The organism is Streptomyces sp. HSS9-12, assembly GCF_054963655.1.
The window spans coordinates 112,210-130,703 of record NZ_JBUEGC010000009.1; the positions used below are offsets into that span (position 1 = coordinate 112,210).

The 18,494-nt window shown below is 70.3% G+C and carries 15 protein-coding genes and 1 pseudogene; 13 read left to right on the forward strand and 3 right to left on the reverse strand.

What is annotated here, in order from left to right:
• Window positions 1-2: 2 nt before the first annotated feature.
• The 11 genes from ACY34J_RS07295 (at window position 3) to ACY34J_RS07345 (ending at window position 12,014) form a co-directional block, all read left to right on the forward strand.
• Window positions 3-713 carry a DsbA family oxidoreductase gene (locus ACY34J_RS07295; RefSeq protein WP_462725374.1) on the forward strand — a complete coding sequence of 237 codons (711 nt, stop codon included), beginning with the start codon at window positions 3-5 and terminating at the stop codon, window positions 711-713.
• A gap of 404 nt (window positions 714-1,117) precedes the next feature.
• Window positions 1,118-2,092 carry a 3-oxoacyl-[acyl-carrier-protein] synthase III C-terminal domain-containing protein gene (locus ACY34J_RS07300; protein WP_462725373.1) on the forward strand — a complete coding sequence of 325 codons (975 nt, stop codon included), beginning with the start codon at window positions 1,118-1,120 and terminating at the stop codon, window positions 2,090-2,092.
• Window positions 2,089-3,000, forward strand: coding sequence for a diiron oxygenase (locus tag ACY34J_RS07305; RefSeq protein WP_462725372.1), 912 nt, complete (start codon window positions 2,089-2,091; stop codon window positions 2,998-3,000). Before ACY34J_RS07300 ends, ACY34J_RS07305 begins: the two co-directional genes overlap by 4 nt.
• Window positions 2,990-3,262: a hypothetical protein gene (locus ACY34J_RS07310; protein ID WP_462725371.1), complete on the forward strand. Its 273-nt coding sequence runs from the start codon at window positions 2,990-2,992 to the stop codon at window positions 3,260-3,262. Before ACY34J_RS07305 ends, ACY34J_RS07310 begins: the two co-directional genes overlap by 11 nt.
• Before the next feature lie 76 nt (window positions 3,263-3,338).
• Window positions 3,339-4,442, forward strand: coding sequence for an SDR family oxidoreductase (locus ACY34J_RS07315; RefSeq protein ID WP_462725370.1), 1,104 nt, complete (start codon window positions 3,339-3,341; stop codon window positions 4,440-4,442).
• Window positions 4,439-5,020, forward strand: coding sequence for a ferritin-like domain-containing protein (locus ACY34J_RS07320; RefSeq protein WP_462725369.1), 582 nt, complete (start codon window positions 4,439-4,441; stop codon window positions 5,018-5,020). Before ACY34J_RS07315 ends, ACY34J_RS07320 begins: the two co-directional genes overlap by 4 nt.
• Window positions 5,017-5,913 carry a 4'-phosphopantetheinyl transferase superfamily protein gene (locus ACY34J_RS07325; RefSeq protein ID WP_462725368.1) on the forward strand — a complete coding sequence of 299 codons (897 nt, stop codon included), beginning with the start codon at window positions 5,017-5,019 and terminating at the stop codon, window positions 5,911-5,913. The genes ACY34J_RS07320 and ACY34J_RS07325 overlap by 4 nt, the downstream gene beginning before the upstream one ends.
• 5 nt (window positions 5,914-5,918) lie before the next feature.
• The gene (locus ACY34J_RS07330) at window positions 5,919-8,267 is read left to right on the forward strand and encodes an MMPL family transporter (RefSeq protein ID WP_462725367.1); all 2,349 of its coding nucleotides are present in this window, start codon (window positions 5,919-5,921) and stop codon (window positions 8,265-8,267) included.
• Window positions 8,264-8,860: a methyltransferase family protein gene (locus tag ACY34J_RS07335; RefSeq protein ID WP_462725366.1), complete on the forward strand. Its 597-nt coding sequence runs from the start codon at window positions 8,264-8,266 to the stop codon at window positions 8,858-8,860. Before ACY34J_RS07330 ends, ACY34J_RS07335 begins: the two co-directional genes overlap by 4 nt.
• A gap of 19 nt (window positions 8,861-8,879) precedes the next feature.
• Window positions 8,880-10,568 (forward strand): AMP-binding protein, encoded by a 1,689-nt coding sequence (locus ACY34J_RS07340; RefSeq protein WP_462725365.1) that lies wholly within the window; start codon window positions 8,880-8,882, stop codon window positions 10,566-10,568.
• Between the two features lie 189 nt (window positions 10,569-10,757).
• The gene (locus ACY34J_RS07345; protein ID WP_462725364.1) at window positions 10,758-12,014 is read left to right on the forward strand and encodes a PucR family transcriptional regulator; all 1,257 of its coding nucleotides are present in this window, start codon (window positions 10,758-10,760) and stop codon (window positions 12,012-12,014) included.
• Between the two features lie 151 nt (window positions 12,015-12,165).
• On the opposite strand, the gene ACY34J_RS07350 is transcribed toward ACY34J_RS07345, so the two are convergent.
• A complete protein-coding gene (locus ACY34J_RS07350) occupies window positions 12,166-13,890 on the reverse strand; it encodes a ricin-type beta-trefoil lectin domain protein (RefSeq protein WP_462725363.1) in 1,725 nt (574 codons plus the stop codon).
• 403 nt (window positions 13,891-14,293) lie between these two features.
• Window positions 14,294-14,614 (reverse strand): hypothetical protein, encoded by a 321-nt coding sequence (locus tag ACY34J_RS07355; protein ID WP_462725362.1) that lies wholly within the window; start codon window positions 14,612-14,614, stop codon window positions 14,294-14,296.
• A 40-nt stretch (window positions 14,615-14,654) separates the two neighbouring features.
• On the opposite strand from ACY34J_RS07355, the gene ACY34J_RS07360 reads away from it, so the two are divergent.
• Together ACY34J_RS07360 and ACY34J_RS07365 are read left to right on the forward strand one after the other, a co-directional pair.
• Window positions 14,655-18,029, forward strand: coding sequence for a pyruvate carboxylase (locus ACY34J_RS07360; RefSeq protein ID WP_462725361.1), 3,375 nt, complete (start codon window positions 14,655-14,657; stop codon window positions 18,027-18,029).
• Between the two features lie 115 nt (window positions 18,030-18,144).
• Window positions 18,145-18,297, forward strand: a pseudogene (locus tag ACY34J_RS07365) (IS1380 family transposase); the annotation flags it as partial.
• Here ACY34J_RS07365 and ACY34J_RS07370 read toward each other — a convergent pair.
• A complete protein-coding gene (locus tag ACY34J_RS07370; protein ID WP_462725486.1) occupies window positions 18,261-18,413 on the reverse strand; it encodes a hypothetical protein in 153 nt (50 codons plus the stop codon). The pseudogene ACY34J_RS07365 and the gene ACY34J_RS07370 sit on opposite strands and share 37 nt — an antisense overlap.
• Window positions 18,414-18,494: the final 81 nt, after the last annotated feature.

An 18,494-nucleotide genomic window follows, 5' to 3' on the forward strand; every position in this document is an offset into this window, starting at 1 on the left:
CTGTGACGAAAGACCCGTGGCTGCCGGCCACCCCCAACACCATGGTCGTGTTCACCGACCTGAACTGCTCATTCGCGCACGTCGCCGTGCACCGCCTGCACCAGACGCGCCGGCGGCTCGGCCTTGAGGGCCGGATCTGGTTCGACTTCCGGGCCTTCCCGCTGGAACTGTTCAACCGTGAGGTCAACGCCCGCCCCGGCGTCGACTCCGAGATCTCCGTGCTCGGTGCGCTGGAGCCGGACGCGGGCTGGCGGCTGTGGCAGGGGCCCGACTGGGCGTACCCGGTCACCATGCTCCCCGCCCATGAGGCGGTGCAGGCGGCCAAGGCACAGAGCTGGGAGGCCGGCGAACAGCTCGACCGGGCGCTGCGCCATGCCTTCTGGGCCCAGGGCCGCTGCATCTCACTGCGCCACGTCATCCTCGACATCGCCGAGGAGAGCGGCGCGGTCGACCTGACCGCGCTCGCCGCGGCGCTGGACACCGGATCGGCCCGGGCAGCGGTCATGGACCAGTACCACGCGGCGCGCGATGACCGCGTCAGGTGCAGCCCGCATGTCTTCCTGCACGACGGTACGAACTACGCCAACCCCGGTATCGAGGCCCGCTGGCTGGGTGGCGACTTCGGAGTCGGCTATCCCGTCATCGACAAGGACCGCTCGGAGATTTACGAGGAAATGCTGACTCACGCTGCGGGGCTGATTGCCGGAGCCTGACCGGTAATCAGAACGGGCCCGGCGAGTCGCCGGGCCCGTTCGCGTTACACCGACTTCGCCGCAGCCCGGGCCATCCTTGACGGCATCGTGGCACGCCAGCCCCCGTCACCGGGCGCCGACCGGGTGAAGGTGAGCAACCACCACATTCCCGGCCCCGGCGCCTCGCCGGTGAGGGTAGCGTCAACACGGGGGCGCTGCCGCCCAGCTGCCGGCGGGGCACGGTGGAGGCAGTAGGCGCTCCTCGCCCGCCGAGGCGGCTTTCGGCGCACATGCGATGACGCGATCCGGCCCCTTGTGACGGTTGCACAGTTAGCCCCCGCGAATGTGCACCAAGCGGCCATCGACCCGGCCCCCGGCCTGCGGTGAGGATGGACATCGCTCAACAAAGCAGGGGGCACATCGCAATGAGTGGTGTTTTCGTCGATTCCTTCGTCTTCGCATTAGGCGACCGCAAAGCCCATGTCCGCGACTCCGCGGAAGCCGGCCGGCTGGTTTCCGCCGCGGAAGACCTGGAGTCCGTGGGTTTCCGATGGCATCACGTCTGCGCGCCGTCGACCACCGCATATGACCTGGCCAAGGCAGCGACCCGGCAGCTCGCCGAGTCCGATCGGCTCGGCGACGTGGACGCGATCGTCTACGCCACCTGCCTGCCGCTGAACGGCAACACGAACCCGGGTGCGGAGGACTTCCAGCGCACCCGGGACGTCAAGCACCTGATGGACTTCCCCGTCAGCCGGCTCCAAGCGGACTTCGGGCTCGATGACGCGATCGCCGTGGGGCTGAACCAGCAGGCGTGTACGGCGATGCTGGGCTCGCTGCGCCTGGCCGCCGCCCTGCTGGGCGCCGAGCCGGAGTGGCAGCGGGTGCTGTGCGTCACCGCCGACCGGTTTCCCGAAGGGGCGGTGTACGAGCAGGCCTACAACCTGATCTCGGACGGCGCGGCCGGGTGCGTCGTAGGCCGGGAGCCCACGGGACTGCGGTTCGTGACCTCCCACCAGATCACCAACGGTGGCCTCGGCCAGGCAGGCGACGACGAGACCGTGGGCACATACTTCGGCTATACGCACCGGCTGATCACCGAGACGCTCGCCCGGGCCGGCATGACCGCGGCGGACCTGGACTGGGTCGTCGCCCAGAACACCAACGACAAGGCCTGGCAGGTCCTCGCCCGGCTGCTCGGACTCGACTTCGAGAAGGTCTGGTGCTCCTCGATGGCGGACGTCGGACACGTCATCTCGGCCGACAACGTGGTCAACCTCACCGAACTGCTGGACTCGGGCCGGGTGCGCCCCGGCGACCGGATGGCCCTGGTCATGGCGGGTTTCGGGCTCAACTGGCAGTGCGTGATCCTCGAAGCGACCGAGGCGGTGGTCCGGTGACCGCCACCCCGTCCGAGGCCCGGCTGAAGGACGCGCTCACCGCGCTCGGCCCCACCGTGGACCGGCTCAGCCACCTGTCCCGGAAGTCGTACCAGAATCCGTACGCCTCGCTGGAGCAGTGGCCGGACACCGTCGATCCCGAGCGGCACTGGTTCAGCAGCCCCGAGCTGCTCAGCCTCTACGGGACGCCCGCGTGGGGGGAGATGGACGAGCGGGCGAGGAAGCGTCTGGCCTTCCATGAGGCCGCCAACTTCTACAGCCTGAACATCCATGGCGAGAAGAGCCTGATGCAGGGCCTGGCCTCCCGGCTCTACCGCAAGGACCTGCTGGACGTCGCGGAGTACCTGCACCACTTCCTCGACGAGGAGAACAAGCACAGCATCTTCTTCGGCGGCTTCTGCAGCCGCTACGCACGCGTCTACCGCAGCCGTCAGCTTCCCCTCGGCGACCGGTCGTGGCCGCGCGATGTGGAGGACTTCCTCTTCTTCGCCAAGACGATGATCTTCGAGGAGATCGTCGACCGCTACAACTGGGTGTCGGGACGGGACGAGAGGGTGCACCCGGTCGCGCGTTTCATCAACAGCAACCACCACTTCGAGGAGTCCCGGCACCTGATCTTCGGCCGCCGCCTCGTGGCAGCGCTGTGGGAGGCGTGCGCCGACGGGTGGGATTCCGGCCTGATCGACGACATCAGGGGCTCTCTCGGCCAGTTCTTCATCAACAGCTGGCGGGAGTACTACAACACCGACGTCTATACGGATGTCGGTCTGGAGAACCCCTGGGAACTCGCCGAACGGGCGTGGTCGGCGCCGGGGCAGCGCGAGCACCGGCGCGCGGTGTCGTCCAAGTGCGTCAGGTTCCTGATCTCGACGGGAGTTCTCCTCGATGAACCCAGCGATGCCTTCTGATCAAAGCGTCGGCGACTCCCGCGAGTTCCGTGCGGCCGTACGCGCCTGGGTGCGCGGCAAGACAGGGACGGAACGCGAGATCAACGACCAGACCCCGCTGGTCGAGCAGCGCCATCTGCGCTCGATTCACCTGCCCGAACTGCTCTTGCTGCTGGAGCGACTGCGGGGCGCCCCCATCGACGTGGAAAGCCTGAGCGCCGGGGACTTCAAGGACATCGACACGATCGTCACCCGCTTCGCCGACCCGCGGGCGGTGTCATGACCGCCACCTCTGCCACTGCCGACCGCTCCACCGAAGCGGCCGAGACGACGTGCGCGGCGGTCCGAGGAGGGCGGTCATGACCGGAGTAGCCCTGCTCACCGGCGCGGACGGCCACGTCGGCGTGCGGCTCGCCACCCAGCTGCTCACGCACACCGACGACGCGCTGGTGCTGGCCGTACGAGCCGAGGACGCCGGGGAATTACGCGCCAAACGCGGAGCCCTGCTGACCCGCCTCGGCCCCCGCACCGCCCGGCGGGTGGAGGTGGTGGCCGCCGATCTGCGCCGCGACGGGGCACTGGACGGCGTGGACCCGCGCCGGGTCACGCGTATCGTGCACACGGCCGCCGTGACCCGGTTCACCGTGGACCGGGACACCGCCCAGGCGGTGAACACCGCCGGCACGGCGCGGGTCTGCGACTTCGCCGCCCGGTGCGGAAAGCTGGAGCGGCTGGCGCTGCTGTCCACGCTCTACACGGCCGGCCGGCACCGCGGCGAGATCACCGAAGTGCGCCACGGCGACGCGGGCTTCGTCAACCACTACGAGTGGTCCAAGTGGGCGGCCGAGGAGCAGGCACTCTCGGCCGCGGGCGACCTCCCGCTGTCGATCCTGCGGCTGCCGACGCTGGTAGCCGACGATGACACCGGACATGTCACCCGGTACAACGCGGTTCACAACACGCTCAAGCTGTACTTCTACGGCCTGCTCTCGCTCGTTCCCGGTGATCCCGGTACGCCGGTGAACCTGGCGACCACTCAGTTCGCCGCCGCGGCCGTGACTCACCTGATCGGGCCGGGCGGCCCGTACGGGATCGTGCACGTCTGCCCCGACCCGGCGGACACCGCGACGCTGGACGCGCTGATCGACCGCGCCTTCACCGTCTTCGAGCGCAGCGAGGCGTTCCGGCGGCGCCGGCTGCTCCGCCCGCTCTTCTGCGGCCAGGACAGCTTCGACGACCTCGTGGAGGCGGCCCGGCACATGCGCGGCGGCCCCATCCACCAGTCGCTGTCCTCGGTCGCCCCCTTCGCCGCCCAGCTCCATCTGTCCAAGACCTTTCGCAATGACGCCCTTCGGGCCGCATGGCCCGGCTATACGGCCCCGGACCCGCTGACGCTGTTCGAGGCGGTCTGCGACCACCTCGTCAGCTCGCGCTGGGGCCGCCGTACCGCGGAGGCAGCATGAACGACCTCACCGAGAACGACCTGTGGCTGCTGAGCTTCTATCGATGCTCGGAGATCAACGGAGCGCTGTTCTTCGGCCGGATCGCCCGCACCATCCGCGGGCCGCTGCAGGCCGATGTGACGCACCACTTCGCCGACGAGGCCAACCACGCCCGGTACTGGACCGACTGCATCCAGGACCTCGGCCACCGGCCGATCAAGCTGACCCGCAGTTACCAGGACCAGTACCTGGAGGCGGCGGGCGCGCCCGCGAACCTGATGGAGGTCATGGCGATCACCCAGGTCTTCGAGAAACGGGTCATCGGCCAGTACCGGCAGCATCTGCGGTTCCCCGACACGCATCCCGCCGTCAGGAACACCATCGAGACGATCATGCGGGACGAGCGCTGGCATGTGAGTTACGTCCGGGACGCCCTGACGCAGATGTCCGAGCGGTACGGCGCGGAGGCCGTCGAGGAGACCCTGGCCCGCTACACAGCGGCCGACGAGGAGGTCTACGCCCAGACGCTGCGGGAGTACGGCGAGCGCATCGCCTTCCTGGCCGACAGCCACGATATGCCCCGGCCGGATACGCCGTGAGCAGATCGCCCCGGGAGCCGCGGGCCGCCGTCCTCACCGTCGTGACCGACGCCCCGCTGCCACCCGACTCGCCGACCGCACGGGAGGCGGCGCATCTGGCATCCCTGAACGGGCACCGGCGGCGCCAGGACTGGCTGGTGTCCAGGAATGCGCTGCGACTGCTGCTCCGCTTCCTCGGGACCTCCGGCGAGACGACCGGATACGCCTTCCCGCACCGCCGGCTGTCGCTCAGCCACACTCCCCGCGGCAGCGCCGCCGCAGGCGTGGCAGGGCCGGGACCGCAGTCGCTGGCCGGTGTCGGGGTGGACCTGGAGCCGGTGCGTACGGCGGATCCGCGGACCACGCGGTTCTTCCTCGACGAGCGGGAGCGGGCCTGGCTCGCCTCCCTCCCGCCGCGGGCGCGCGCCGGAGAGCAGGTGCGGCTGTGGACGGTGAAAGAGGCGCTGTTCAAGTCCGATCCGGCCAATGACCGCACCACGCTGCTCGACTACGTCACCGCCGACCCCGCGGCCCGCAGGGGCAGGGCCGGCAGACGCGACGGCTCAGAGCCCCGATTCGCCTACACCAGCGGCCGGCTGGGCGCGGCCTGCCTGACCGTCGCGGCTTCCTTCCACCGCGCAACCACCACGACAAGGAGTGCGATGCCCGTGCCAGCCGTGACCTTCGAGCAGGTCGCCGAGCGGGTCGGTGAGACCCTGCGAACGCCTGTGGAGAAGCTCACCCCCGCCACCACCCTGGCCGAACTCGTGGCGGACAGCTTCCTGCTCGTCGAGATGTCGGTCGACCTCCAGGAGGAGTTCGACACCGCGTTCTCCCAGGAGGACCTGCGCAAGATCACCACGCTTGGCGAGCTGGTCGACCTGCTGGCCTCCCAGCAGCCACAGGGGAGCTGACGCGTATGGGCGCCATGGGTCTCGCTCGGGCCATCGGGAAGTTTCACCGGCCGCTGCTGGCGGTGTGGTTGACCGCCCTGGTCGCCGCCGGGCTCGCCGCACCGTCGCTGGCCGACCGGCTCAGCGGCGGCGGCTGGTACGTGCCCGGCTCCCAGTCGAAGCAGGCTGCCGACCTGCTGCAGAAGGGCTTCGACGGCTGCGGGGCGGTCAACCTCACCCTGGTGGTGCGCGACGAGCGCCACCAGTCCGGGGAGCCCGCGTTCGACCGCCGGGTCGGCGGGGTTGTACGGGACGTCGTCGCGGACCGGCGGCTGCAGGTCGGCGGCAGTTACGGATGGGCCGACGCGTCACCGGACGGCCGCCGCCACTTCACCGGCAAGGACGGGCACACCGCGATCACGCTCCTCGGCCTGCGGCTGGACGACGGGACCGCCCGAAGGATCCTGCCCGGCCTGCAGGATGAGCTCTCAGGCCGCTACCAGCCGCGGCAGCTGCGGGTGTCGCTGGTGGGCTCCAGTGCGTTCTGGGGGGAAGTCAACAAGCAGAGCGAGGAGAAGCTGGCACTCGCCGAGCTGATCACCCTGCCGCTGATCCTGCTCATCCTGCTGCTGCTGTTCCGCGGAGTGGCCGCCGCCGCACTCTCCTTCGTGGTGGGGGTGACGGCGATCGTGTTCACCTGCGGGGTGCTCGCCGTCGTCGCCCGTCATGCCGAGCTGTCCGTCTTCGTGCAGAACGCCGCCACGATGATCGGCTTCGGAGTCGGGGTCGACTACTCGCTGTTCATGATCTCCCGGTACGCCGAGGAGCTGTCCCGGGGCAGGGAACGACTGGACGCGCTCGCCACCACCCTGCGCACCAGCGGCGTGACAGTGGCCTTCTCCGGGATGATCGTGGTCCTTTCGACGGCGACCCTGTTCCTGGTGGACCTGAACGTGATCCAGTCCATCGCGCTCGGCATCGTGGTGGTCGTCGCCTTCGCGGCCCTCGCCAGTGTGCTCGTACTGCCGCCGCTGCTGTATCTGCTGGGCCGGCGGGTGCTGTGGGGCAGACTGCCCGGCCGCCGCCGGGTCCTGGACGGCGCGGCGGGCCGCTGGCAGCGGCTGGCCCGCCGGATCATGCGCCGCCCGGTGCTGTTCCTGCTGGTCGCCGCCAGCGCAATGCTGGCCCTCGCCGCCCCCGCCCTGGGCCTGCGCACCTTCACACCGGACGCGCGGATCGTCCCGCAGTCGGCGCCCGTACGGTCCGGATACGACACGGTCCGCGAGCAGTTCGGCCAGGGCACCGCCGCCCCGATGCAGATCGTGATCCGCTCGGACACCGCCCTGGACTCCTCGCCGGACGGGCCCGAACTCCTGCGGCTGCGCGACGAGTTGGCGGAACTGCCCCACGTCACCCGGGTGGACTCCGCGCTGGACGTGCTGCGCACGGCAAGCCCCCAGCGGCCCTTCGCCGCCCTGGCGCCGGCGGCCTCCTCCCGGCTGCCGGAAGACGCCAGGCGCACAGTGGACCACTTCGTCTCCGCCGACCGGCGCACGCTGGTGCTCGAGGTGATCGCGGCCGACCACCCGTCCGGCGAGAACGCCCGTGACGTCCTGGACGCGGTCCGGGCGAAGACGGCCGGCCTGGCCGGCAGCGATCTGCACGCGGTCGTGGGCGGCGAGACCGCCGAGGGCGTGGACGCCAACAAGGTGATCCGCGACGGCCTGCCCGCCGTCGTGGTCACCATGCTCGGAGTCAGCTATCTGCTGCTCCTGCTGACCTTCCGCTCGCTCCTGCTGCCGCTCAAGGCGATCGTGATGAACCTGCTCTCCGTCGGGGCGACGTACGGAGTCCTGGTGCTGGTCTTCCAGCACGGCTGGGGCGGGGGCCTGGTGGGCGACGATCCGGCCGGGTATCTGCAGAACTTCGTGCCCGTCCTGCTGCTCGCCATTTTGTTCAGCCTCAGCACCGACTACGAGGTATTCCTGCTCAGCCGCATCCGCGAGGAGTACGAGCGCGGAGCGGACAACGCCACGAGTGTCGCCGAAGGAACCGCCCGTACGGCACCGCTGATATCCGGCGCGGCGATCCTGATGATCGCGGTGTTCGGAGCGTTCGCGTTCACCGGCATCATGCCGATCAAGCAGCTGGGCTTCGGCCTGGCGCTGGCCATCGCCCTGGACGCCACAATCATCCGGCTGGTCGTCGTTCCGGCGGCCATGCAGCTCATGGGGCGCTGGAACTGGTGGCTGCCCGGCCGGCCCAGCCGGCCTCAGCCGGCATCCCAGGCATCTCGGCACGACCCTGAGCGACCGCGGCAGCCCGAAGCCGCCGAGCCGCTCGGCGACACAACCGAAAGGACTCCGGGCCGATGAGCAAGCCCGCACTTCTGCTGCTCCTGCTGAACTTCGCGGTCATCGGCCTGCTGCCCAAGGTGTTCTTCCGCACCGACGGCCGGCTGAACCTCCGATGGTGGCTGACCGCCATTCCCTTCTGGGCCGCTCCGCTGCTGTGCGTCGCCGCCGCCGTCGCCGATCTGCGGCCGGTCACCCCGCGCGGGTGGAGCGGCTGGCTGGACCTCGCCGCGGTCGCCCTGAGCTTCGGCTCAACCGCCGTGCTTTTCCTCACCCTTGGAACCCACCCGATTTCGATCTCCTTGTGGCACCAGGAGAACGACGCCCCCGAACACCTCGTCACCTACGGCCCGTACCGCCATGTCCGGCACCCGTTCTACGCCTCCTTCCTCCTCGCCTTCCTCGCCGCGTTCCTGTATTTCCCGCACTGGGGGACGCTCGCCGCACTGACGTATGCGGGCGTGGCACTCAATCTGACCGGAGCCAGGGAGGAACAGCGGTTGTGCGCCTCGCGGTTCGGCGCCGACTACCAGCGGTACCTCGCCCGTACCGGAAGGTTCCTGCCCCGGCTCAGCCGCTCGCGGTCCACCGCCGGACCCCGGCCGGCCCCGTAATGCCCAGGAGAGCTTGTTCATGCATGTGCTGACGTCTTGGCTCACCCGGCCCCACCCAGGCCGGGGAGTGCACCTCGCGGGCGACACCGACGGCTGGCAGTACCGGGAGTACCGCGAGATCGCGGCCTCGGCGCGCCGGATCGCCGGCGCGCTCCACGCCTGGGGCGTGCGCCCCGGCGATGTGGTCTGCGTGCTGCTGCCCACCGGGCACGACTGCGTGTCCGCGCTGTTCGGCGCCTGGGCGGCGGGCGCGACGGTCAGTCCTGTCGCACCGCCCTCGTTCCAGCCGGAGGCGGAGTACACCGCCCATCTCACGGCCGTACTGGACCAGGCCCGGCCCGCGGTAGTGATCACTTCCGAGCAGCACCGGCCGCTGGTGGCCGGGGCCATGGCGCAGGCCGGGCTGCCCGGCGAGCCATGGCTGCTGCACGAGTCGGCCGAGGAGCTCCAGCCGCGTCCGTCCCGGGGCACGGCGCTGCTGCAGTTCACCTCCGGCTCCACCGGGCAGCCGCGCGGAGTGCGGGTGACCTGGGACAACCTGGACGCCAACCTGGCGGCGCTGCGTCGCATGACCAACTGGCGTGACGGCGACGGGATAGCCTCCTGGCTGCCGCTCCACCACGACATGGGCCTGGTCGGTGCCCTGCTGCTCAGCGTCGCCGGGCAGGGCAACCTCTGGCTGATGCGGCCGGACCAGTTCATCCGTGATCCCGGCCGGTGGCTGTCCTGCTTCGCTCCGGGGACGGCGACGCACGCGGGCGCTCCGTCCTTCGCGTTCGCCTACGCCGCCCGGCGGCTCGGCCCTCAGCGCCTCGCCGAACTCGACCTGTCCGGCTGGCGAACGGCCTGCGTGGGTGCGGAAACCGTCGATCCGGCAGCGCTGGAGTCCTTCGCCCGGGCCGCCGAACCGGCCGGCTTCTCCCGGACGGTCTTCCTGCCTTCTTACGGGCTGGCCGAGAACACCCTCGTCGTCTCCACGCCTCCGCCCGGCGCCGAGGTGACAATGGTGCGGCCCGACTGGAACACCCTGAGCCCCGGTGCCCCGGTGCTCATCGAGCGCACCGCCCGGCTGGGCGACGAAGCGGAACCCGCGCCCGGCTGGCTCGTTGGCCACGGCCTGCCGCGGGAGGAAGACGGGATCGGTATCCGGATCCACGGCGAGCAGGGCGAGTCGCTGCCCGAGGGACACCTGGGCGAGGTCACGGTGACCGGCCGGTCGGTGGCCGACGGTTACCACGGGGGACTGCACGGCGGCTCGACGCGGTTCGTGAACGGCGAACTGCGCACCGGGGACGCCGGCTTCGTCTGGCAGGGCAACCTGTTCGTCCTGGGGCGGATGGGCGAGAGCATCAAGCTCCGCGGCCGGAGCGTGTACGTCGAGGACCTCGACATCAAAGTGGCCGCCGCGTCCGGGCTCGCCAGGGAACGCGTGGCGGTCGTGGCCCGAGCCGATAACGGCCGCCCCGGCGTGGTCGTCTTCGTCGAGGCGGCGCCCGGCCCCTGGGCGGAGAAGATCACCGCGCTGCTGCGCGGCGAGCTCGGCCCCGAGCCCACGATCCTCCTCGTCGCCGGGCGCCGCGGTCTGGTCAAGCGCACTTCCAGCGGCAAGCCGCGCAGGCGGCACCTGTGGCAGAAGCTGATGGCCGGCTCGCTCACCGGTGTAACGGTGATCGCTGAGAACGAAGACTGCGCCCCGGCCGCCGGCTGACGCGCATCCCTCGCCGCCAACTGACGCCGCATCCGTCACTTCGGTTGCCCAGCGTCACCATCCGCCGTATTCCGTGTTACTCCTCTCGTACGATTGCCCCGTTGGGATCATTGTGATCGCACCGCCTGCTGCGGTGAGCGGCCTCCGCCGCATGCGCTCCTGCCGGACAGCAGTACGAGAGGAGACCAGATGGCTGTACACCCATCTCTTGCCGCGACTCCCCAGGCGAGTGCCCTACCGGAGCTCGCAGCGGCGGTGATGGCCCGACTCCCGCAGCTCACCGAGGAGTTGATTCACCTCGTCGAGCTGCACGAGGGGGCGTATCTGCAACGGGTGCCCGCGCCCGAACTCCAGGAGTCCTACCGCGACAACCTCTTCGCCGCCCTGTCCCTCGCCTCGGGAAGCCATGGGGCGACGGCCGACCCCGGTGCGGCGCCCGCCGCGTCGGGCCGGCGACGAGCGGAGCAGGGCGTGCCGCTGGAGTCGGTACTGCACGCCTACCGGCTGGGCATCCAGCTGGTGTGGGTGAACCTGTTCGCCGAAGCCGAATCGAGGTCTCCGGACCTGGTCAGACAGCTGATCGAAGAGTCCGACAGCGTATGGGAGTTGGCTGATCAGCAGTCCCTGGCGCTGGTGGACGCCTATCGCGCCAGGGAGGCGGAGATCCGTCGGCGCGACGGTCGGCACGGTGCGGCCATTGTCGAGGCGCTGCTCGACGGCCGAGGCGTGGACCCGGCCGTGGCCGCGGAGGCGCAGGCCGTACTGGGCTTACCCCCGAGGGGCCGCTATGTGGTGGTGGCGGCCCAGCGCGTCTCGGGCCCGGGCGTCGCGTCGCCGCCGCCGCGGGACACGCTGGCAGCGTCGGCGATCCGTTCCGCCTGGTGTGTTCGTGCCGACAGGGAAGTCGGAGTGGTCGAACTGGGACATACGCCGGTCGCCCGGCTCGCCGCGCTCCTCGGCTCGGAAACCCGGCAGCGGGCTGCCGTCTCCTGTGAAGTGGAGGGGCTGGGCGATATCCTGAAGGCGCATCAGTTCGCTGAGTTCGCCCTGCAGACGCTTTCCGGCCCGGATGCCGGAGTGGCGGTCTTCGATGATCTGCTCCTGGAGTCCCTGGTGGTTTCCAGCCCCGATATCGCCGGCCGGCTGGCCCGGCATACGCTGGGACGGATTCTCGACCTTCCCGCATCTGAACGCGAGGTTCTCCTCAACACGCTGGACGCCTGGTTCCGCTGCGAGTGTTCGGCGACCCAGGCCGCGCGGGAATTGCACTGTCACCGCAACACCGTGCTCAACCGGCTGCGCAGGATCCAGGAACTCGCCGGGCGCCGGCTCGACGACCCTCGCCACCGGCTGTGCTGTGCCCTGTCGTTGCTGGTGGTGCGCTCCATGGGGCACCAGACGGGCGCAGCGCCGCCGTACGGCGGCCTGGTGCAAGGGCAGCACTGACCGTACTCGGGGATATTTGGCTGGCCGTCGACTCCAACCCGGCGGCCGGCTCCCCCCGGCGGGCGGCTCCCCCCGGCGGGCGGCTCCCCCCGGCGGGCGATCCGGAGCCGGACCGCCCGCCGGGGGAGGTTTGCCCAGTTCCTCAGCGTTCCTACCCGGTACCCGCGTTCCAGCGCTGGTCCGCCTGGCCGCGGCCCCATTCCAGCTCCAATGGACTGTCCGAGTCGTCGAAGCGCGGGGTGACGGCGAAGTCCGTCGCGATGAACGGGCGTATCGCCCCGTCGCCATCGATCAGGAACTGCAAGTTCCGGCCGTTGTCGCCGTAGATGGAGGAGCACGTCCAGATCCCGACGCCCCGGTCGACGTCGCCTCGGGAGTCCAGACAGAAGTCGGGGTCGGCCGAGTTGTGCAGCAGACCGCTGGAATCCAGCCGCCACTGCTGAGAGTCGGTTCCGTCGCAGGCTATCGCGACGACATCCGTGCCCTTCTCAAACCACCCATCGCGGACGTCCATACACAGTCCGGAACGGGAGTTGATCACCTGTGTGAAGGCGCCAAACGGAATCGGGCGGGGGGACGGCTTGTGGGTGCGCGGGGGAGCGGTCGTAGGACTCTTGCTCGTACGGCTCGGGCTGGGGGAAGGATGGGGCTTGTTCGACGGCGTCGCCGTAACGGTCGTCGGCGGAGACGAGACGGTGGCGGTCGCGGTGGCGGTCGCCGTGGCGGTGATCGTGGAGGGCGTCGGCATGGGTGCCTCGGCACTGCCGCCTGCCGGGACGCTGTCACCGGAGTCGCCCGTCGCCAGCACGGCGACGAGGGCGGCGGCAGCGGTTGCGGCGGCCGCGGCAGCCGCGACCGGCCGGGACGCCCTCCAGGCGCGCCCGCGCCACAACCCGGCGGCTGCCGCACCGGCTGGTGTGCTGGTGCGGGCGTGAGCCGGGGTGGGCCTCGGACCCGCGGACGTGGATGGGTCCGGCTTGGCCGGCTCGGCGTCGGAGGGCGCCTCGGACTCCGGCGCCACGACCCCACGGACCGGACCGGCGGTGACGTACGCGGCGCCACCCCAGCCGAGGAGCCCCTCGGCGATCACGGTCCGAGGCTCCTCACCCAACCGCACCAGTTCGGTGAACACCCAGGCGCACGACGCGCATTCGGCCAGATGCTCGTCGAGGTCCTCGCTGCGCCGGGAGGCACCCGGCCGTACCGCCGCTTCGATGAGGCCGCGGAACCCCTGGCACTCCGGGTCGCCGCTGCGCTCGAGGTAGGTTCGCAGATACGCCTGGCGCAGCGCGTCCTGTGCCGTATCCCTGAGAGCCGCGACGGTGTGCGGCTCAATGCCCACGTAGGTGGCCACCACCTCGGCGGGCTCGTCGTCCACCACGCTGTACCAGAGGATGCCGCGCGTGCGCGAAGGCAGCGTGAAGAAGCCACCGAGCATCGCCGAGCGCTCCTCCGGCTGCTGACGCTGCACCTCGGGCACGGTGGCCGCGGTGACGCCCGAGCCATCGAGCCACTCGGCGAATCCGGGCTCGAGCTTCTCCCTCCGGTTGCCCGCCGCCCAGGTGGCGCCCACCCGGTGGACGAGCAGCAGCAGATGGTGCCGCCACGGTCCCCGCGGGTCGATACCGCGGCACGTCTCCTGTGCGGCGAGGTCGAAGGACTGGTCGGCGAGCTGGTTTCCGGCGGTCTGGTTCCTGGTGCAGAGCCGGGCGTAGGACAGCAGCGCGGGAAGGTGGCGCTGCCGCAGTTCCTGTCTGGCGGGGAGGGCGGTCGGCGCGCCGGCGCGGATCCGCTCGGTGAGTACCTCGTCGGGCAGTTCCGCGTACTGCCGCTTCTCGGCGGTACGCCTCGGTACGCTCCGGTGGCGGTCAGACACCCTCTCGTCCCCTCGTTCTCGTTTGTGTCGGCCGCGGGCCACTCGCCGCACACACCAGGCGCGGTGGCCGTCTGCGGCGGCCGGGGGCCGACGGTCTCGTCCCGGCACACCGGCTGTCACCGGAGTAGGACGCCATACTGAACGAGCGTGAGCCGTGGGAAAAGGGGTACCTCGCGGTAACTCCCGGGGAAACATCGTTCCTTTGAGGCCAGCAGAGATGTCGGGAGGCCGCCGGCAACGGTGCTGTTCGCGCCGAGCGGCGCATGGCTGCTGTGGGATTTCCCGGACTGGGAGACGATGCAGGCGGCGAGCGGGCACGAAGCGCTCCCCGCCTGGCTGGTGGCTTTGTTCGCCGCCACCAATGTCAGCCGGGGCGTGCTCGGCTACTGGATCGCGGCGCGGCTCATCGCCGCCAGGCCGGGAGTGAGCCGAGGCGCCCGGCCGGCTGCGCCTGCTCGGCGCGGTGCTGGGCGCCGTCTTCGGTGCCGCGCCGGGCACGGCCATCGCGGCCAGTGTGCTGGTGCACCTGCTGGGCTCGTGGCTCGGGGTCCCGGTGGCCATCGCCCTCACCGCGCTGCTCGTTGTGCGCCGGGAACATGGCGTGGCGCACCACCTCTTCAGGTTGCTGGGCCTCCCGGACACCCGCGGATCTCGCCCAGTGGTCACACCCTGTTAGGTAGATCACCTGGGGGCAGACTTTGCTGGACAGCGCGAGCGTTGCCAAGCAGGTTGTGTTCCTACCGGGCAGGCAGAAGGGATCGGGCATGTTCCGCAAGGTGCTGGTCGCAAACCGTGGCGAGATCGCCATCCGCGCGTTCCGCGCCGGCTATGAGCTGGGCGCGAGGACGGTCGCGGTATTCCCCCACGAAGACCGCAACTCGTTGCACCGGCTGAAGGCCGACGAAGCCTACGAGATTGGTGAACCGGGGCACCCGGTGCGGGCCTACCTCTCCGTCGGGGAGATCGTGCGCGCCGCGCGCAAGGCCGGCGCGGACGCGGTGTACCCCGGGTACGGCTTCCTGTCCGAGAACCCTGACCTTGCACGCGCGTGCGAGGATGCGGGCATCACGTTCGTCGGCCCGAGCGCGGAGACGCTTGAGCTGACGGGAAACAAGGCCCGCGCGGTGGCCGCGGCCCGCGCGGCCGGCGTACCGGTACTCGGCTCCTCGCAGCCCTCCACCGATGCGGACGAACTGGTCCAGGCCGCGGAGGAGATCGGCTTCCCGGTGTTCGTCAAGGCCGTTGCCGGTGGCGGCGGGCGCGGCATGCGGCGGGTCGAGGACCCCAAGATGCTGCGCGAGTCCATCGCGGCGGCATCGCGTGAGGCCGAGTCCGCGTTCGGTGATCCGACCGTCTTCCTGGAGAAGGCCGTCGTCGAGCCCCGGCACATCGAGGTGCAGATCCTCGCTGACGGCGAGGGCAATGTCATCCACCTCTTCGAGCGCGACTGTTCGCTGCAGCGGCGCCACCAGAAGGTGCTCGAGCTCGCGCCCGCGCCCAACCTCGAGCCGGAGCTGCGCGAGCGGATCTGCAACGACGCCGTGAAGTTCGCCAAGCAGATCGGTTACCGCAACGCGGGCACCGTGGAGTTCCTGCTCGACCGGGACGGCCGCCACGTGTTCATCGAGATGAACCCGCGCATCCAGGTCGAGCACACGGTGACCGAGGAGGTCACCGATGTGGATCTCGTGCAGGCGCAGCTGCGTATCGCCGGCGGTGAGACCCTGGCCGACCTCGGACTGACCCAGGACACCGTCTATCTGCGCGGTGCCGCGCTGCAGTGCCGGATCACCACCGAGGACCCGGCCAACGGTTTCCGCCCGGACATCGGCATGATCAGCGCCTACCGCTCGCCGGGCGGCTCGGGCATCCGCCTCGACGGTGGCACCGCCCACGCCGGTACGGAGATCAGCGCGCACTTCGACTCGATGCTGGTCAAGCTCACCTGCCGGGGCCGGGACTTCAAGACTGCGATCGGCCGCGCCCGGCGCGCTGTGGCCGAGTTCCGGATCCGCGGCGTATCGACCAACATTCCGTTCCTGCAGGCCGTACTGGACGATCCGGACTTCCAGGCCGGGCAGGTCACCACGTCGTTCATCGAGCAACGGCCGCACCTGCTGACCGCACGGCACTCCGCCGACCGCGGCACGAAACTGCTCACCTATCTCGCCGATGTCACGGTGAACAAGCCCCACGGCGAGCGGCCCCAGCTGATCGACCCGACGACCAAGCTGCCGCGGCCGGCCGACGCCGAACCGCCCGCCGGCTCCAAGCAGAAGCTCACCGAGCTCGGTCCGGAGGGTTTCGCGCAGTGGCTGCGCCGGTCGCCGACCATCGGCGTCACCGACACCACCTTCCGGGACGCGCACCAGTCGCTGCTCGCCACCCGGGTCCGTACGAAGGACCTGCTCGCCGTGGCCCCGGTGGTCGCCCAGACCCTTCCGCAGCTGCTGTCCCTGGAATGCTGGGGCGGCGCCACCTACGATGTCGCGCTGCGCTTCCTCGCCGAGGACCCCTGGGAGCGCCTTGCCGCGCTGCGCGAAGCCGTACCGAACATCTGCCTGCAGATGCTGCTGCGCGGACGCAACACCGTGGGCTACACGCCGTACCCGACCGAGGTGACGAACGCCTTCGTCGAGGAGGCCACGGCCACCGGCATCGACATCTTCCGGATCTTCGACGCGCTCAACGACGTAGGACAGATGCGGCCCGCCATCGAGGCCGTACGGGAGACCGGATCCGCGATCGCCGAGGTCGCACTGTGCTACACCTCCGACCTGTCGGACCCGTCGGAGCAGCTGTACACACTGGACTACTACCTCAGGCTGGCCGAGGAGATCGTGACCGCCGGCGCACATGTGCTGGCGATCAAGGACATGGCGGGACTGCTGCGCGCCCCGGCCGCGGCGAAGCTCGTCTCCGCGCTGCGCAGGGAATTCGACGTGCCGGTGCACATCCACACCCACGACACCGCGGGCGGCCAGCTCGCCACCTATCTCGCGGCCATCCAGGCCGGTGCGGACGCGGTGGACGGCGCGGTGGCCTCCATGGCCGGCACCACCTCGCAGCCGTCGCTGTCCGCGATCGTGGCCGCCACCGACCACTCCGACCGGCCGACCGGGCTCGACCTCCAGGCGGTCGGCGACCTGGAGCCGTACTGGGAGAGCGTCCGTAAGATCTACGCGCCGTTCGAGGCGGGGCTCGCTTCGCCGACCGGGCGCGTGTACCACCACGAGATCCCCGGCGGGCAGCTCTCCAACCTGCGCACGCAGGCCATCGCACTGGGCCTCGGTGACCGCTTCGAGGACATCGAGGCGATGTACGCCGCCGCCGACAGGATTCTCGGCCGCGTAGTGAAGGTCACCCCGTCCTCGAAGGTGGTCGGCGACCTCGCGCTGCACCTGGTCGGGGCCGGGGTGTCGCCGGAGGACTTCGAGTCCGAGCCGAACAAGTTCGATCTTCCCGACTCGGTCATCGGGTTCCTGCGCGGTGAGCTGGGCAACCCGCCGGGCGGATGGCCGGAGCCGTTCCGCAGCAAGGCGCTCGAAGGCCGCGCTGCCGCCAAGCCGACGCAGGAGCTGTCCGCCGAGGACCGTGAAGGGCTGGAGAAGGACCCGCGGGCGACGCTGAACCGGCTGCTGTTCCCCGGGCCGACAAAGGACTACGAGACGCATCGTGAGGCGTACGGCGACACCAGTGTGCTGGAGAGCAAGGACTTCTTCTACGGGCTGCGCCCGGGGACGGAGTACACGGTGGACCTTGAGCCCGGCGTCCGGCTGCTCATTGAGCTGGAAGCCATCGGCGAGGCCGACGAGCGTGGCATCCGCACGGTGATGTCCACCCTGAACGGTCAACTGCGGCCGATCCAGGTGCGGGACACCTCGGTGGCGTCCGATGTGCCGGCGACGGAGAAGGCCGACAAGACCAACCCCGGGCATGTCGCCGCGCCGTTCGCCGGCGTGGTGACGCTGGCCGTCGCCGAGGGCGACGAGGTTGAGGCCGGTGCCACCGTGGCCACCATCGAGGCCATGAAGATGGAGGCGACCGTCACTGCCCCGAAGGGCGGCACCGTGGCGCGGCTGGCCATCAATTCGATCCAGCAGGTGGAAGGCGGTGACCTGATCGTCGAGCTTTCCTAGCCTCGCGCTTCGCGAGGTGGGCTGTCCGATGCTTGGTCAAAAGAGCGAGGAGTGCGCCTGACCTGGGACGATGGCACTAGGTCCTGTTCGTCGTCAGGAAAGCTGCACTCCTCAGGTGAAGGAGAGTATCGGGTCGTATCCGCGTGTCCGTGTCGAGGGCGGTGACTGCGGAGTGGTTTCGCAGGCCGGGGCCGTGCTGATGGTCGAAACGGTCCGCAAGACCGGGCTGGATCAAGCGATATCGGCGGCGCTCGCGCCACAGCGTCGGCACTGGGCCCAGTTGGGGCCGTTGGCCAGGCTGACCTCGACGACCAGGTCGACCTGGCTGCCGCGGCGCACATGCAGCGCGCCACCGAGCGTGACAGCGCGACCCCGCGGTCTCATCGATGCGACCGTCAGTTCGGGCTGCAACCTTCCTGGGGCCTGATTGGTCTCACCTCATATCCGGAGCGTGCGGGGGGCGTT

Excerpts from the sequence above, each read along its gene's own strand:
- ACY34J_RS07310 (WP_462725371.1), top strand. The coding sequence starts at position 2,990 with ATGCCTTCTGATCAAAGCGTCGGCGACTCCCGCGAGTTCCGTGCGGCC.
- ACY34J_RS07300 (WP_462725373.1), top strand. The coding sequence starts at position 1,118 with ATGAGTGGTGTTTTCGTCGATTCCTTCGTCTTCGCATTAGGCGACCGC.
- ACY34J_RS07340 (WP_462725365.1), top strand. The coding sequence starts at position 8,880 with ATGCATGTGCTGACGTCTTGGCTCACCCGGCCCCACCCAGGCCGGGGA.
- ACY34J_RS07315 (WP_462725370.1), top strand. The coding sequence starts at position 3,339 with ATGACCGGAGTAGCCCTGCTCACCGGCGCGGACGGCCACGTCGGCGTG.
- ACY34J_RS07370 (WP_462725486.1), bottom strand. The coding sequence starts at position 18,413 with ATGAGACCGCGGGGTCGCGCTGTCACGCTCGGTGGCGCGCTGCATGTG.
- ACY34J_RS07320 (WP_462725369.1), top strand. The coding sequence starts at position 4,439 with ATGAACGACCTCACCGAGAACGACCTGTGGCTGCTGAGCTTCTATCGA.
- ACY34J_RS07330 (WP_462725367.1), top strand. The coding sequence starts at position 5,919 with ATGGGCGCCATGGGTCTCGCTCGGGCCATCGGGAAGTTTCACCGGCCG.
- ACY34J_RS07345 (WP_462725364.1), top strand. The coding sequence starts at position 10,758 with ATGGCTGTACACCCATCTCTTGCCGCGACTCCCCAGGCGAGTGCCCTA.
- ACY34J_RS07335 (WP_462725366.1), top strand. The coding sequence starts at position 8,264 with ATGAGCAAGCCCGCACTTCTGCTGCTCCTGCTGAACTTCGCGGTCATC.
- ACY34J_RS07360 (WP_462725361.1), top strand. The coding sequence starts at position 14,655 with ATGTTCCGCAAGGTGCTGGTCGCAAACCGTGGCGAGATCGCCATCCGC.